Genomic DNA, 15207 nt, shown 5'->3' on the forward strand with positions numbered 1-15207 from the left:
ACGATAGGTTGAATATCGAGGTAGCTATGTTAAATCATACCCAAACTCGCCCTAAATATCAGTATCGTTTTCTGGCCCTGCATCGTTCAGATCGCAGTGCTGCACCCTGTCGCTTATCGGTCGAGGCTTTTACTGAGAAAGAAGCCCGTCAGGTTCTGTCTGCTCACTTCATCCTTTCCCTTGCTGCTCGTCTGCCAGTTCAGGAGGTTCGTCATGCGTAAATCAGAAATGACGGCAGTTATGACAACCCTTCAACAGGCGCAGAAGGCGAGTGCGGTTATTCGTGCACTTCGCTATTCACTTTGGGAACTTTCAAGCCATGAGATTGAAACACTGCTTGAAATGTCTTCGGAGTGTGTCGACTCAGCAACCGAATGTCTGATTAATCTTTCAGGCGAGGAGGTTAGCCATGCGTGAACTAAAAACCAATGAGCAGATAAACGTGCTGCGCGCCGCTATCACAGATATGGATTGTCTGTCACAGCATGCATTGTTGGAGATCGTAGCCATTACCGACATGTTGCTGCACTGGATGGAATCCCCAGAATGTTATCAACGCATGCATATGATGGCAGACGCGCTAAATCTCATCTCCTACAGGGCGCAGGAAACCATTGAGAATGTTGGGCGTGAAGCGGAATCAGTGGGTTGCGAATACATCGATCATGACCGTCAGCGCCGCCTAGTAGCTGCGAAAAAGTACAAGATGGGAGGGGCTGCCCATGGGTGATATTTATCATGTTCTTGTAACTCATGATTTTAGCAAGGTATCTGACGAGAAGTTAGATGAGCACAACAGTATCTACTGTGGTGCCAGTATGGCTATTAATTCTGCGATACAGGTTATCGGCAATCTGCTGCTGGAAGTTTCAGAGAGCGAAGGATATTCAGGGGAAGAAGCTATGCGCGACCTGCATTTAATAGGTTCGGTACTCAGACACCTTCCCCGCATGGCCCAAGCACTAGAGCAAAACGGTAGTTCTATTGCGTTCGAGCAAGAGAAGCGCAAGGGGGCCAAAAAATGATTAGCACATTGAAATTTAACGAATTGGAAAAGCGCGTTGCGGCCCTCGAGCTGGCACTAACTGCCATGCAACGTAAAGGCTCAGTACCGGAAGGGATGGCACCTCTTACCACTCTGGCGGCTGAAATGGGGCTATCCACCAGCAAAGCGGAAGAACTGGCGAGAAATTGTGGTGTGATGATAGTTCGTCATGGCAATGGTCACGCAGTGCATGAGGCTAAATTCCGTGAAGCGGCGCTGATCATTATCAAGGGTGCTAAGCGTAAATACGGTAGCAAGTACTGGTATCACCCGCTGATCGGCAAGTTCACCATGTCAGTGAGGCCACAGCCATGAGTAAGCCACAGAAGACTAGTGTTAACCAATGGCCCAATGAACTATTTTCCTGTGTTTATCGTTGGGTTAATGGTCGCCCGATTGAGAAAGCCGTGATAGCAAAAGCCATACTGCAAACCACAACGGGGACGCATCTCAATTGCCTGGCGGTAAGACTGGGTTCTTTCGCTATTGGGGCGGTTACGCCGGAGTGGTTAGCCGACAATGGCTTCCATTCAGCAAAATCACCGGAATACGCACGGGAGAAACGCGAAGCGGTTGTACTGGAATTTATCAGCCGTCCTGATCTGGTGGCGGTGTTAGCCAATGATGAGCGTATTAATTCTCTATTTAATGTAGTTCCCACTGCTGAACCAGCCGTAATCCCGGCACTTAACCAAATGGGGCCAAGCCAGCGCGGTGAGGTGCTTTTGGCCCGTTATGACGGTGATTTAGCCGTGCATGGCGATTCGGACGCTGTACACCACTACAACGGCATAATCTGGCAACCTGTTTCAGATAAGGCGCTGTCGCGTGAGATGGCGGCAATATTTATGGAATCGAGGGTTCCTTACTCCATGCCAGCCATGAAGAACGCCGTTGATACCATGAAATTGAGTCTGCCAATAATGGGTACCACAGCACGCAATCTGATTGGGTTTAGCAACGGTGTATTTGATACCCGAGAGGGGTTATTCAGAGAGCACCGTCAAGAGGACTGGTTATTGATCGCCAGTGATGTGGAGTTTATCCAGGCAGAGAAAGGGGAATCACTGGCCACCCACTCCCCCGCGTTCTGGAAGTGGCTTAACTGGTCAACGGCCGGTAATGCCCGGAAAGCCGATAGAGTACTGGCAGCACTCTATATGGTGATGGCGAACCGGTATGACTGGCAGCTATTTCTTGAGATAACCGGCGCTGGTGGTAGTGGTAAAAGTGTACTGGCGGAGATCTGCACCATGCTGGCAGGGAAAGCCAACACCGTATCGGCCAGTATGAAGGCACTCGAGGAGCCAAGGGAAAGGGCGCTGATTGTGGGGTACTCTCTTATCATCATGCCTGATATGTCGCGCTATGCCGGTGACGGGGCTGGGATCAAAGCCATCACAGGTGGGGATAAGGTCGCGATAGACCCGAAACACAAAGCGCCTTACTCGACACGGATCCCGGCTGTTATTTTGGCAGTGAACAATAATGCCATGTCATTTAGCGACCGAAGCGGCGGTATATCCCGGCGTCGGGTTATTTTCAATTTCTCGCAGGTGGTGCCAGAGAATGAGCGTGATCCGATGTTGTCAGAAAAGATAGAGGCAGAGCTGCCGGTTATCATTCGCCACCTACTGACACGCTTTGCAGATCAGGGAGAAGCTAAGCGGCTTTTGTTCGAACAGCAGAAATCAGAAGAGGCGTTGGCTATCAAGCGTGAAGGTGACTCGCTGGTGGACTTCTGCGGCTACCTAATGGCATCGGTGCAGTGTGACGGCTTGTTTATCGGCAATGCTAGCATTATACCGTTCAGCCCACGGAAGTACCTGTACCACGCCTATCTTGCTTATATGCAGAGTAATGGGTTGAGTAAGCCGATCTCACTTAACCGGTTCGCTACTGATATGCCGGGTTCAATGGCTGAGTATGGAAAAGAGTACATCAGGAAGAAAAGCACCAAAGGAAATATGCGCTCTAACATCCGGCTGGCTGATGATGCCGATGAGTGGCTACCGGCTGCAACAGGGGGTACAGAGTAAAAGTTATTGAATAAGTCTCCACCTGTCTCCACTCAGTAAAATATATATTATAAAACATGTAGTTAATGGGTGGAGACCTTTAAATAGAGTCTCCACCTAGTCTCCACCTCTCCACCCATTTCTAAAAAGGTGGAGGCCTAGAGTGGTGACTTACGGAGACTTAAAACAGGAGTCACCACCCATTATCATAATGATTTATATAGTGAAAATGGCTTGGGTGGAGAGGTGGAGACCTAAAAGCATAATTTATTTTTTTGATAAGAGGATTTGGTTATGAACAGTAAAAATAAAGATGAAATTACATATTCAAAAGTCAGTATTCAGAAGCTTGTCGAGCACAAAAATATGTTTGGCATTCCTGACGGTAAAAGTGATTTACAAATGATGCCCCTAAGCGAATACCGAGACATGGTTAAGCGAGAAGCATTCTTTTTTATCGATCACAACGGCTTCTTAAGACACCAGCTATCTGGTGAAATCTTTGCAGCCAGCAAGGAGCATTTGGATATTATTATTGAGCATCTGGCCGGAAAACGGCGGTTATTGGATGATGCTATGGACTGTGCCAAAGAGTAGTTTTGTAAATGTTTTGTCCTCATGTTTACCTGTGCTTACCCCTCGATATGTGAGGGGTTTTCTTTATTATTTTCATGTATATCTTGAAGGGTGACACTCCGACGGGAGCCGTCACTTTAGCCGTTTAACCCCCTGCGCGATGCCGGGTTTTCCTGCGAGACGCTGGAAGTGTTAAACGGCTTCCCTCCTGAATTGGTTTCCCGTCTGTATTCACACTTACGGAAACCACCATGAAAAAATTGTTAGAGTTACGCCAGAAGAAAGCCGAGTTAGCCACGCAAATGCGTTCCCTGCTGACCAAGGCCGAAGATGAAAAACGCAGCCTTACCCCCGAAGAAGCCACCCAGTTTGATGAAATCCGTGTTCAGGCAGATGCCCTAGTTACTGATATCACCCGTTATGAATCCCTTGCTGATGAAGAACGCACTCAGGGCGGTAAAGCCAAGCCTGTAGACGATGGTAAGAAAGTGACCAACGACGAGTTACGCCATTACATCATGACCGGCGAAACCCGCATGTTATCCACTACCGTGAATGAGAGCGGCGGCTATTCGGTTATCCCTGAGCTGGACAGTGAAATCATGCGCATGTTGGCTGATGAGTCCGAAATGCGCCAGATTTGCACCGTCAAAACCACCAAATCCAACGAGTATAAAAAACTTGTGTCCGTGGGCGGCGCGGCGGTAGGTCGAGGCGTAGAAGGTGAAGCCCGTCCCGAAACCGCGACGCCTAAGCTGGAAGAGGTCAGTATCAAGCTGAACCCTATCTATGCTTACCCGAAAACCACGCAAGAAATCCTTGATTTTAGTGATGTCGATATCATGGGCTGGTTGACCGAAGAAATCAGCGACACCTTTATCGAAACCGAAGAAACCGACCTGGTTAACGGTGACGGTACCAAAAAGGCCAAAGGCTTCTTGTCCTATCCTCGTGCCGCTACCGGTGACCGTGCTCGCCCATTCGGAACGCTGGAAAAAATGGTTGCTGCTGGTGATACCCCCACCGCTGACGAACTGATTGATCTGGTCTTCAAACTGCGCCGCCGCTACCGCAAAAATGCTGTATGGGTGATGAACTCCAACAGCGCCGCCATGCTGCAAAAGCTGAAAAACGGTAATGGTGATTATATCTGGCGTGACCGTCTGCAAGCTGGTGATCCGGATATGTTGCTGGGCCATCCCGTGCGCTATCTGGAAAATATGCCCGATGCTGAACCAGGTAAGCCGGTTATTGCGATAGGTGACTTCAAGCGCGGTTATTTCATTGTCGATCATGAAACTGGCACCCGTACCCGTCCCGACAATATCACCGAACCGGGCTTCTACAAGGTGCACACTGATAAGTATCTGGGCGGTGGGCTGGTGGACTCCAACGCGATCAAAGTTCTCGAAATCGCAGAGTAAGCAACAGGGGCTACGGCCCCTTTTTTGTCAGGGAGTTCACCAATGAAAGATACCGATTTTGAGATCCGCACCGCCAGCTTATCCACCAGCGATAAAAAGTTAGTGGGCTATGCCGTGAAATGGAATAGCCGCTCAGAGGTGTTGTGGGATGAGTTTGTAGAGCAGTTTGCCCCCAATGCCTTTAAAGCCAGCCTCGCCGCCGGTACCGATGTTCGTGCTTTGTTTGAGCATGACTTAACCGCGCTGTTAGGTCGCACCCAGTCAAATACCCTGGTACTGAATGAAGATGCTACCGGTCTGCGTTTTGAATTAACCCCGCCCGATACTCAGCTAGGCCGTGATGTGCTGACGATGGTTGAGCGTGGCGATATATCAGGCATGAGCTTTGGTTTCAGAGCATTAAAAGACCAGTGGGACAGTACCAAGCTGCCTTATGTCCGTACTGTGTTGGTGGCAGAGCTACGGGAAATCACCGTGACCAGCTTACCGGCCTACCGTGAAACGGATGTTCAGATTGCTAAGCGCTCACTGTTAGCCCAACACCCGGAGCTGGTGGATCTGTCCGTGCGCTCCTATTGGGCTTATCTGGCGGGGTTGTGATATGTGGCCGTTCAAACGCAAGACCGAAAGCCGAGCAATGACCATTGATGAGTTTATGGCGCTGGCTGGCATCCCCAATACGGGAGCTGGTGAACATGTGTCTGCTGCTACTGCTGAATCTCTGCCGGCTGTTATGAATGCTGTGACCGTTATCAGCGAAGCGGTGGCCTCGATGCCATGTTACCTGTACCGAGTTCAGAATGAGAAAAGAGAATGGTTATCGGAGCATCCAGTTGATTACCTGCTGAATGAATACCCGAATGACTGCCAGACACCTTACCAGTTCAAGCGCACGATGATGCGTCATTGTCTGCTGAACGGTAACGCCTATGCGGTTATCGACTGGGGCAAGGATGGCAAGCCGCAATCACTGCATTCTTACCCGCCTCGCGCCGTGGTACCCAAGCGACTGAGCAATCACCGATTCGCCTACACCATTACGCACCCAGACGGCACGGTAAAAACGTACCTTCAAGAAGAAATCTTGCACCTGCGACATGCTACTGAAGATGGTTTCCTTGGGCGTTCTCCGATCACTGTCTGCCGTGAAACCGTTGGGCTTGGACTGGCTCAACAACGTCATGGTTCGTCGGTGATGAATAACGGCCTGATGGCGTCCGGCGTATTGACAACCGGTGACTGGTTAGACGGGCCAAAAGGCGCTAAGGCATTGGAAGCACTGGAACGTTACAAAGGCGCACGGAACGCCGGTAAAACGCCGATTATCGAAGGCGGCATGAAGTACGAACAGTTAGGCATGAGCAATCAGGATGCTGAGTGGTTGGCCTCTCGCCGCTTCACCATTGAAGACATTGCCCGGATATTCAATATCAGCCCGATATTCCTGCAAGAGTATTCCAACAGCACCTACAGCAATTTTAGCGAGGCGAGTCGCGCTTTTCTGTCTCAGACCTTGCGCCCCTGGCTAACTAATTTTGAGCAACAGGTTAAAGCCTCTCTTCTGGTGGCCAGTCACCCGATTCAGGTTCGCTATCAGGTGGAGTTTGATACTGCTGACTTGCTACGGGCCAATCCTCAAGAACGTTTTCGCAGTTACGAAACCGCCATTAAATCTGGCGTGATGTCTCCGAATGAAGCGCGTGAGCGTGAGGGGATGCCAGCGTATGCCGGTGGTGAAGAATTCAGTCAGGCATGGAAACAAACGGTTGAAGTCAAAGGGAATACGAGTGAGGAAGATAAATAATGGCCGATTTAATTACCTTAGACGAGGTGAAGGAACACTGTCGAATTGATGGTGACTTGGATGACGTTACCCTGAAACTTTATCTTAGCGCCGCGCTGGAAGTTAGCCAGACCCATATCGGTAAACGGTTTGATACTGGCTTGGAGTTCACTCCGGCGATCAAGGTTGGATGTCTGATGTATATCAGCTTTCTCTATGAAAATAGAGAGATGGTAGCGGATGTTGATAAATCAGAAGTGCCTCTGACTATTTCTGCATTGTGGAGTACTTATCGTGATCCGGGGGTGTACTGATGCCAGTTCATCCACTTAAGCGCTGTAGTTATCCTGGATGCCGCTCACGGGTAAATGCTGGGCGCTGTGCTGAGCATAAACGTGAAGCCAACGCGCAGGTTACAGCCAACCGAGGCACCCGCACCACGCGCGGTTATTCCAACCGTTGGGGCAAGTACCGCCTGATGTATCTGAAAGCCAATCCCTTATGTGTCGATTGTGAGAAGAAAGGCACCTACACCCCAGCCAAGATAGTTGATCACATCATTCCGATTGATGGCGAGAGTGACGTGTTGTTCTGGCCTGAAAGTAATCATCAAGGTTTGTGTGCCAGTTGCCACAGTCGTAAGACCACCACGCAAGACCCGCTAACCAAACAGCAGCGCAAAGCGGGTAAGTTCCGTGAGCAAGAGGAAGCCGCCAGACATCGCAACGATTGGATATATGAGTACAACAAAAATGTGTGAAGAAGAGATGCAGCGATTAATCAACGAGTTACAGCGTAGTCGCGAGGGTTTTATACAGAGCCATCGCAAGGCGTCTAAGCAAGCCACAGGCAAGCGCATGACGGAGCGTGACCGTGAGCTAATGGATGCGTTCCGAAACCGGTGACGAGGCGCAGGGCTAGGGGTGGGGGAGGTTTGAGGACAAAGGGCCTCCCCTCTGGAACCACCCGCCTCCTCAAATTTTTACGCGCGGCACTTTTTTTCGTAGCAGTAAAGGCACAGGAAACAGCAATTTATGGCTAGACCACCCAAAGCCCCCACTTATTTAGATGAGATCGCTACCGCAGAGTGGAAGGCAAGAGCAAAGCAATTGATGGAGCGCGGCGATCTGATTGATGCCGATTGGCGAAACCTTGAATTGTATTGCCTCAACTACTCGATGTACCGCCGAGCCGTGGCTGACCTCGCGGCACGGGGTTTTTCGGTTGAAGGCTCTCGCGGTGCGACCACCACGAACCCTGCGTTGAAAGCCAAGTCTGACGCTGAGAAAATTATGATAAAAATGTCCTCACTGATGGGCTTTGATCCGGTATCCCGCCGCCGTAATCCGGTAGAAGTTGATGAGGAAGACGCGCTTGACCGCTTATAATCAGTACGCGCTGGAGGTGCAAGGTGGTAAAATACCCGCCTGTGAGCGGCTAAAACAAGCGGTAAATCGTTACTTTAACGACCTAAACAACCCACTTTATGCGTTCGACAGTGCCACTGTGGAGCGCTTTATTGCCTTCTCTCACCTTTGCCCCCACGTAAAAGGCCCGTTACGGGGCCAGCCTATCGCGCTGGAGCCGTGGCAGCAGTTCGCCTTTGCCTGTTTGCTCGGCTTCAAGGTGGCAGCGACAGGCCGCAGGAAATACCGCAGTGCTTACATTCAGGTACCCCGCAAGAATGCCAAATCAACGGTAGCCGCTATTCTGGCTAATTGGTTTCTGGTGATGGAACCGGGACAGCAGGATATCTATACCGCCGCTGTGAGTCGCGATCAGGCGCGTATCGTGTTTGATGATGCCCGTCAGATGAGCCTTATCTCAAAACCCTTGAGAAAGCGCCTTACTATCCAGCAGCACAAAATGATTTACGCCAAAACCAACAGCCTGTTAAAGCCACTGGCCTCCAAAGCCTCGACCATTGAAGGAACTAACCCCAGCCTGGCTGTGGTGGATGAGTACCACCTTCACCCGGATAACGCTGTTTATTCAGCGCTTGAGTTGGGAATGGGTGCCCGGCCAGAAGGGATACTCTTTGCCATCACTACAGCGGGTAGCAACGTGGTTTCAGCTTGTAAGCAACATTATGATTATTGCTGCCAGATATTGGCCGGTGAAGAACAAAACGAATCGTTATTTGCCCTGATCTACGAGCTGGACGACGAGAACGAGGTTGAGCAGCCGGAACAATGGATTAAGGCTAATCCTAACCTGGGTGTTTCTGTTGATATTACGGCACTGACTGACACCATCAATAAGGCGCGGGGCATTCCCTCGCAATGGGTCGAGATGCTGACCAAGCGTTTTAATATTTGGTGTCAGGGCGAAACACCGTGGATGGGTTCCGGTGCCTGGGATGCCTGTATAGCTGATTACAGCGAAGATGATTTAGCCGGGCTGGACTGTTACGCCGGGTTAGACCTGTCATCAACCAGTGATATTACCAGTGTGTGCTACTCGTTCCCGGTTGAGAACCGTGTATTGCTGCTTACCCGCCACTATATCCCCGAATCCCAGTTGAATAATGCCGCCAATAAGAACCGGACTATCTATCGGCAATGGGTTAAAAGTGGCTGGATACGTACCACACCGGGCGACTGTATCGATTATGACCGCATCCGTGATGATGTGCTGGCTGATAGTCAGCGGTTCAATATCAAGCTGACGGGGTTTGATACGTGGAACGCCACTCACCTAAGAACACAATTGCAGGGTGCCGGTCTGGATGTAGAGCCGTTCCCGCAGACCTACATGAAATTTAGCCCGGTTGCCAAGTCTGCCGAGGTATTTGTTAACCGCAAGGTGATTCAGCACAACGGCGATCCGGTCTTAGCCTGGGCGATGAGCAACGTTGTGATGGAAACCGACGCCAACGCCAATATCAAGCCAAACAAGAAGAAAGCCGCCAACAAGATAGACCCGGCTATTGCCTTTCTGATGAGCTTTGGCACTTATCAGATTGAACATGAAGATTTTGCCTACGCCTTGAGCGAAGAGCAGCAACAACGGCTTAAAGAGTTTAGCGGGGTATGAAAATGACTACTTTCACTGGCAGGATCATTAAAATCCCAAAGCGCGTTAAGACCCAAACAGGCAAGGTCATGGTGGTGGCCACTATTCAGGTTGAGACAAACAAACGGACGCCTTACCCGTTGCGAGTGGTTGGGTTTGATGTGTTGGCACTAGAGCTGATGTTATGTCAGTTCGGGCAGAGAATAACGGTAACTGGGTTTATTGGGTTTCATTGCGGTTATCAAATTACTGCAAAGTTAATACAGCATTGGGCATAGTTTAGTGTTCAAAGTAGGTATATTCATTATCTAATTGATTGAGGGATGGTGCTATATTTAGATATTACTTATAAAAAAGGAAATTTAACGTGGCAGGACAATTAGATGAAGCAGCGAAACAGATTCTAGGTACATTATTAGCTGATTTTACTGATCGGGAATTAAGTACCAATGATCTAAAAAAGACCTATGAGGGGCCTAAAATAGAAGTGCTTGCTACAGCGGTTTGTAATATTGATGATATTACCAAGGTAGACTTTGAAGTAGCATTCGCAGATCTTGAAAAAGCAAACTTAGTGAAAACCGGCCCAATGGAAGCTTACAAAAATAAGCCGGGGGGGAACTTCTTTGTAATTGCCTCATTTAGTAAACGTGAATACGCATATTTAACAGAAAATGGTTATAAAGCAGCAAGAAAAGCACCAAACAGACCTCAGCGGGTACAAAGAGTAGTTAATAATGTGCATATTTCTGGTGGGCATTTTAGCAATATGCAACTTGCAGCAGGTGAAAATGTACAACAGAGCATGAGCGTGAGTAGTGGTGACTCAGATAGCGTATCAAGATTGATTGCTATTTTGGAGGCGCAAGGGCTACAAGTAAGTAATGATCAGCGTGTGGGTATTGAATCGGCTGTATCGGAAGCTGAGCAAGGTAATGCAGGTACTGCAAAGTCATTTTTGGCAAAAGTGTGCGGCCCTATGTGGGAATCGCTGCAGCCAGTTATGTGGCCTATAGTCGGTGAAATTGTGAAGAAGAGCATGGGGTTTTAAGTAATACTCAAAATCATAAAGGTCGCTTAGTCGGCCTTTTTGTTTGCCTACGTTTAGCCAAACTATACTCAGTAATACCTATGGCAGGTATCCCATAAGTATCCCAGAAATAACAAAGGAGCTACGCTATTAACGTAACTCCTTGTTTTATTTGGTGGCCCCTACTGGACTTGAACCAGTGACCAAGCGATTATGAGTCGCGTGCTCTAACCAACTGAGCTAAGGGGCCAGACTTGGGCGCTGATTATACGGTAGTTTTTATACTGCGGTCTAGAGCTGATAAATCAGATGGCTGTTTTATGCACAAAATTAAGGTTTTTTACGCACATAGCAGGTAATTACGTGCGGATGCAGGCTTGAGAATCGGTGGTTTGGGACCAAAAAGAAAAACCCCGGCACGCCGGGGTTTTGTGTGTGTTTGCTGCTGTCACTAACGATTAATCGTCCAGGAAGCTGCGCAATACTTCAGAGCGGCTTGGATGACGCAATTTACGCAATGCCTTGGCTTCAATCTGACGAATACGTTCACGGGTTACGTCGAACTGTTTGCCCACTTCTTCCAGGGTGTGGTCAGTGTTCATATCGATACCGAAACGCATACGCAGAACTTTCGCTTCACGAGCGGTCAGGCCAGCTAACACATCGTGGGTGGCAGAGCGCAGGCTCTCTGATGTTGCAGAGTCCAGCGGCAGTTCCAGAGTGGTATCTTCAATGAAATCGCCCAGATGTGAATCTTCATCATCACCGATCGGGGTTTCCATTGAGATTGGCTCTTTGGCAATCTTCAGCACTTTACGGATCTTGTCTTCCGGCATCAGCATGCGTTCAGCCAGTTCTTCCGGTGTTGGCTCACGGCCCATCTCTTGCAGCATCTGGCGTGAGATACGGTTGAGTTTGTTAATGGTCTCAATCATATGTACCGGAATACGGATGGTACGCGCCTGATCCGCGATAGAGCGGGTAATGGCCTGACGAATCCACCACGTGGCGTAAGTTGAGAACTTATAACCACGGCGGTATTCGAACTTATCTACTGCTTTCATCAGACCGATATTGCCTTCCTGAATTAAATCAAGGAATTGCAGACCACGGTTGGTGTATTTTTTCGCAATAGAGATAACCAAACGCAGGTTAGCCTCAACCATTTCTTTCTTGGCACGACGCGCTTTCGCTTCACCAATAGACATACGGCGGTTGATGTCTTTCACTTGCTCAATTGTCAGACCGGTTTCTTCTTCGATCTGGCGCAGTTTCTGCAAGCTACGTTGAACATCGTCCGAGACATCTTTCAGTTTTTCAGACCAGGGTTTACCCATCGCAATTGCTGCGGCAAACCAGGTATCACTGGTTTCATTGCTGGCAAACAGAGTAACGAAGTTTTTCTTCGGCATTTTGCACTGCTCAACACACAGTTTCATGATGATACGTTCTTGAGTACGAACGCGATCCATCATGGTACGCATGTTGTTGACCAGATAGTCGAATTGCTTCGGTACCAGGCGGAACTGTTTGAACACTTCAGACAACTTCAGAATTTCAGCAGCAGCATTGGCGTGGCTACGACCATTTTTCTTGATTTCCATGCGTGCGTTTTCGTACTGCTCGCGCAAATCGCTGAATTTCTGGCGTGCCAGCTCTGGATCGATGCTGTTGTCGTCTTCTTCTTCGTCTTCGTCTTCATCTTCGTCGTCATCGTCATCCATCTCTGCGGTGGATAATTCAGAACCAACGTGAGTCGCCGTCGGCGCAATATCTTCTTCGGCGTTTGGATCAACAAAGCCGTTGATCAGGTCAGATAAACGGGCTTCACCCGCTTCAACGCGATCATATTGTTCTAACAGATAAGTAATCGCTTCAGGGTATTCAGCAACTGAACACTGAACCTGATTGATACCGTCTTCAATACGTTTGGCGATATCAATCTCGCCTTCACGTGTTAACAGCTCAACGGTACCCATTTCGCGCATGTACATACGCACCGGGTCGGTAGTACGCCCGATTTCGGATTCAACACTGGATAACACCTGCGCAGCAGCTTCTGCCGCGTCATCGTCGGTATCAGTGGTGTTCTCGGCCAGCATCAAATCATCGGCATCAGGTGCTTCTTCCAGCACTTGGATGCCCATGTCATTAATCATCTGGATGATGTCTTCGATCTGATCGGAATCGACGATATCTTCCGGCAGATGGTCATTGACCTCAGCATAGGTCAGATAGCCTTGCTCCTTACCACGGGTGACAAGTAGCTTCAGCTGTGACTGCGGGTTTTGCTCCATAAGACGGTATCCACACTTCAGAGTATTTGGGTTGGTGTCGGTCGGCGAAACCGCCAACAATAGCATTTGGGGCCTTTTTTTGTCGCCGCTGCCCGCTATGGCGGCATATTGTAGGGAGTCGCCCCCACATTTATCGGCAATTAAGCCGTTGGGTGTTTCATTTTTTTCTGGCTAATGCCAGATTCAAAGACCAAAGCTCTTTACGTTCTTCGGCGTTTAATCCATGTGTCCGGTCACGCGCTATCAGGGTTTCCTGACGTTGCTCCAAGATGGAGTCATACAGGCTCGTTAGCGTGTCGACAAAAGTCGGTTCGACCATGTCCTCAACAATCATGTGGTTCCATGTTGCGAGAGTTTCAAGCTGTTGGCTGAATTTATTATCCCGATACAGTTCCAATAACTGCCCGGTTGTCAGCCCTGGCTGAGCCAGACAAGTCTCAACCAACTCAATAAATAACGGTAAACCGGCTAACTTGGCTTGCTCGACGCCCTGTAGTGAGGGAATAAGTGTAGCTAGTTGTGGGTTTTGTACCAGTAGCCCTATAAGTATACGCATGGTTGTGCGTTTTAGCTGGGGCGGTTGGTAGGTATTCGTGTTTTCAGCCTGTTTTGGCATCAGCTTATCGAGCTGGCTATCATCGAGCAGGCCCAACTTATTACCGAGCTGCTGGCGCAGATAAAGACGTAATGTCTCACCGGGTACCTGACTGATTAAAGGTAGTGCCAGAGTGCTTAACTTGGCGCGCCCGTCGGGGCTGCTCAAATCCACCTGTGGCATCAACGTTTCAAACAAAAAGGTTGAGAGTGGCTGTGCCCCTTCCATCCGCTGTTCAAATGCGTCTTTCCCTTCTTTACGTACCAGAGTGTCTGGGTCTTCGCCATCGGGCAAAAACATAAAGCGTAGCTGACGGCCATCATTTAGATAGGGCAGCGCCGTTTCTAATGCTCGCCATGCCGCATCTCTGCCCGCCCGATCACCGTCGTAACAACAAATTACGTTATCGGTGGCACGGAATAATAATTGAATATGCTCCGCAGTGGTCGCGGTCCCCAACGAGGCAACAGCATAGTCAATACCAAATTGCGCGAGTGCTACCACATCCATATAACCTTCCACCACGAGTAAACGCGTTGGATTGGGATGATTCACTTGCGCTTCATACAAGCCGTAAAGCTGGCGGCCCTTATGAAAAATTTCTGTTTCTGGGGAGTTTAGATACTTTGGCACTCCGTCACCCAGAATTCGCCCGCCAAAAGCGATAACCCGCCCACGTTTATCGCGGATAGGGAACATGACGCGCTCACGAAAACGATCGTAAGTTCGCCCTGTATCATTAGTCACCAGCATTCCTGCATCGTTCAGCGCAGTACGGCTCTCACCATCACGGCCAAAACGTTTTAAGGCATTGTCCCAACCTGGGGGGGCAAAACCAATAGCAAAATGTTGGATGATTTCTTCACTCAAACCGCGATGCTTAAGATATTCGCGTGCCTGATTGGCATTCGAGCCGTTGAGTGACTGTTGATAGAATCCGCTAAGGCTTTCCATCAGTTGATAGAGACTTTGTCGTTGATGACGTTCGATCTGGGTGGTGCCGGTTCCTGCCTCGTAAGGCACTTCCAGCCCATGCATGGTGGCTAATTCCTCAATACTTTCGACAAATTCGAGTCTGTCGTAATTCATCAGGAAATCAACAGCGTTACCATGTGCGCCACAGCCGAAACAGTGATAAAACTGTTTTTCGCCGTTAACAGTGAATGAGGGTGTTTTCTCATGATGGAACGGACAGCACGCATGGTAATTTTTGCCTTGCTTCTTCAGCTTTACCCGTGCGTCGATAAGATCAACGATGTCGGTGCGCGCTAGCAAGTCATTGATAAATACGCGTGGAATTCGTCCAGCCATAAGCCCCTATTCGGTCAGTCCATAAACGAGAACAAGCCGCGCATTCCTTTCGGAAAGCACGGCCTTCGTATGCAACTACTCGATCTGCGCGTTCTTAGAACATAAAAAACTAC

General features: G+C 49.2%; 18 protein-coding genes and 1 tRNA gene. 16 read left to right on the forward strand and 3 right to left on the reverse strand.

Features of this window, described 5'->3' with window-relative positions:
• Positions 1-26 precede the first annotated feature (26 nt).
• From ACWJJO_RS19610 to ACWJJO_RS19685, 16 genes are all read left to right on the forward strand, one after another.
• Complete coding sequence (locus ACWJJO_RS19610; RefSeq protein ID WP_048618050.1) at positions 27-221, forward strand: host cell division inhibitor Icd-like protein; 195 nt, start codon at positions 27-29, stop codon at positions 219-221.
• Positions 214-417 (forward strand): hypothetical protein, encoded by a 204-nt coding sequence (locus ACWJJO_RS19615; RefSeq protein WP_481091425.1) that lies wholly within the window; start codon positions 214-216, stop codon positions 415-417. The genes ACWJJO_RS19610 and ACWJJO_RS19615 overlap by 8 nt, the downstream gene beginning before the upstream one ends.
• Positions 410-730: a hypothetical protein gene (locus ACWJJO_RS19620; RefSeq protein ID WP_481091426.1), complete on the forward strand. Its 321-nt coding sequence runs from the start codon at positions 410-412 to the stop codon at positions 728-730. Before ACWJJO_RS19615 ends, ACWJJO_RS19620 begins: the two co-directional genes overlap by 8 nt.
• Positions 723-1025, forward strand: a complete 303-nt coding sequence (locus ACWJJO_RS19625) for a hypothetical protein (protein WP_481091427.1) — start codon at positions 723-725, stop codon at positions 1023-1025. The genes ACWJJO_RS19620 and ACWJJO_RS19625 overlap by 8 nt, the downstream gene beginning before the upstream one ends.
• Entirely contained in the window at positions 1022-1360 is a 339-nt protein-coding gene (locus tag ACWJJO_RS19630) for a hypothetical protein (RefSeq protein WP_481091428.1), read from the forward strand. The genes ACWJJO_RS19625 and ACWJJO_RS19630 overlap by 4 nt, the downstream gene beginning before the upstream one ends.
• Positions 1357-3084: a DNA primase family protein gene (locus tag ACWJJO_RS19635; protein WP_481091429.1), complete on the forward strand. Its 1728-nt coding sequence runs from the start codon at positions 1357-1359 to the stop codon at positions 3082-3084. The genes ACWJJO_RS19630 and ACWJJO_RS19635 overlap by 4 nt, the downstream gene beginning before the upstream one ends.
• Before the next feature lie 273 nt (positions 3085-3357).
• The gene (locus tag ACWJJO_RS19640) at positions 3358-3660 is read left to right on the forward strand and encodes a hypothetical protein (protein WP_481091430.1); all 303 of its coding nucleotides are present in this window, start codon (positions 3358-3360) and stop codon (positions 3658-3660) included.
• A 230-nt stretch (positions 3661-3890) separates the two neighbouring features.
• Positions 3891-5063 carry a phage major capsid protein gene (locus ACWJJO_RS19645; protein WP_481091431.1) on the forward strand — a complete coding sequence of 391 codons (1173 nt, stop codon included), beginning with the start codon at positions 3891-3893 and terminating at the stop codon, positions 5061-5063.
• 42 nt (positions 5064-5105) lie between these two features.
• Positions 5106-5663 (forward strand): HK97 family phage prohead protease, encoded by a 558-nt coding sequence (locus ACWJJO_RS19650; RefSeq protein WP_481091432.1) that lies wholly within the window; start codon positions 5106-5108, stop codon positions 5661-5663.
• 1 nt (position 5664) lies between these two features.
• Entirely contained in the window at positions 5665-6867 is a 1203-nt protein-coding gene (locus tag ACWJJO_RS19655) for a phage portal protein (protein WP_481091433.1), read from the forward strand.
• Positions 6867-7160 (forward strand): head-tail connector protein, encoded by a 294-nt coding sequence (locus tag ACWJJO_RS19660; protein ID WP_481091434.1) that lies wholly within the window; start codon positions 6867-6869, stop codon positions 7158-7160. The genes ACWJJO_RS19655 and ACWJJO_RS19660 overlap by 1 nt, the downstream gene beginning before the upstream one ends.
• The gene (locus ACWJJO_RS19665) at positions 7160-7606 is read left to right on the forward strand and encodes an HNH endonuclease signature motif containing protein (protein WP_481091435.1); all 447 of its coding nucleotides are present in this window, start codon (positions 7160-7162) and stop codon (positions 7604-7606) included. The genes ACWJJO_RS19660 and ACWJJO_RS19665 overlap by 1 nt, the downstream gene beginning before the upstream one ends.
• The gene (locus ACWJJO_RS19670) at positions 7584-7751 is read left to right on the forward strand and encodes a hypothetical protein (protein WP_481091436.1); all 168 of its coding nucleotides are present in this window, start codon (positions 7584-7586) and stop codon (positions 7749-7751) included. Before ACWJJO_RS19665 ends, ACWJJO_RS19670 begins: the two co-directional genes overlap by 23 nt.
• 129 nt (positions 7752-7880) lie before the next feature.
• Positions 7881-8234, forward strand: a complete 354-nt coding sequence (locus tag ACWJJO_RS19675; RefSeq protein WP_481091437.1) for a phage terminase small subunit P27 family — start codon at positions 7881-7883, stop codon at positions 8232-8234.
• Positions 8221-9882 (forward strand): terminase large subunit, encoded by a 1662-nt coding sequence (locus ACWJJO_RS19680; protein ID WP_481091438.1) that lies wholly within the window; start codon positions 8221-8223, stop codon positions 9880-9882. The genes ACWJJO_RS19675 and ACWJJO_RS19680 overlap by 14 nt, the downstream gene beginning before the upstream one ends.
• Before the next feature lie 346 nt (positions 9883-10228).
• Positions 10229-10912 (forward strand): hypothetical protein, encoded by a 684-nt coding sequence (locus ACWJJO_RS19685; RefSeq protein ID WP_050919664.1) that lies wholly within the window; start codon positions 10229-10231, stop codon positions 10910-10912.
• Between the two features lie 152 nt (positions 10913-11064).
• On the opposite strand, the gene ACWJJO_RS19690 is transcribed toward ACWJJO_RS19685, so the two are convergent.
• The 3 genes from ACWJJO_RS19690 to dnaG all read right to left on the reverse strand — a co-directional run bounded on the left by ACWJJO_RS19690 (position 11065) and on the right by dnaG (position 15094).
• Positions 11065-11141: transfer RNA gene (locus ACWJJO_RS19690), tRNA-Ile, on the reverse strand.
• Between the two features lie 208 nt (positions 11142-11349).
• Positions 11350-13188, reverse strand: coding sequence for an RNA polymerase sigma factor RpoD (gene rpoD / locus ACWJJO_RS19695; protein WP_005190373.1), 1839 nt, complete (start codon positions 13186-13188; stop codon positions 11350-11352).
• 157 nt (positions 13189-13345) lie between these two features.
• Positions 13346-15094: a DNA primase gene (dnaG, locus tag ACWJJO_RS19700; RefSeq protein ID WP_083162362.1), complete on the reverse strand. Its 1749-nt coding sequence runs from the start codon at positions 15092-15094 to the stop codon at positions 13346-13348.
• Positions 15095-15207: the final 113 nt, after the last annotated feature.

It is taken from the genome of Yersinia antarctica, assembly GCF_056636475.1.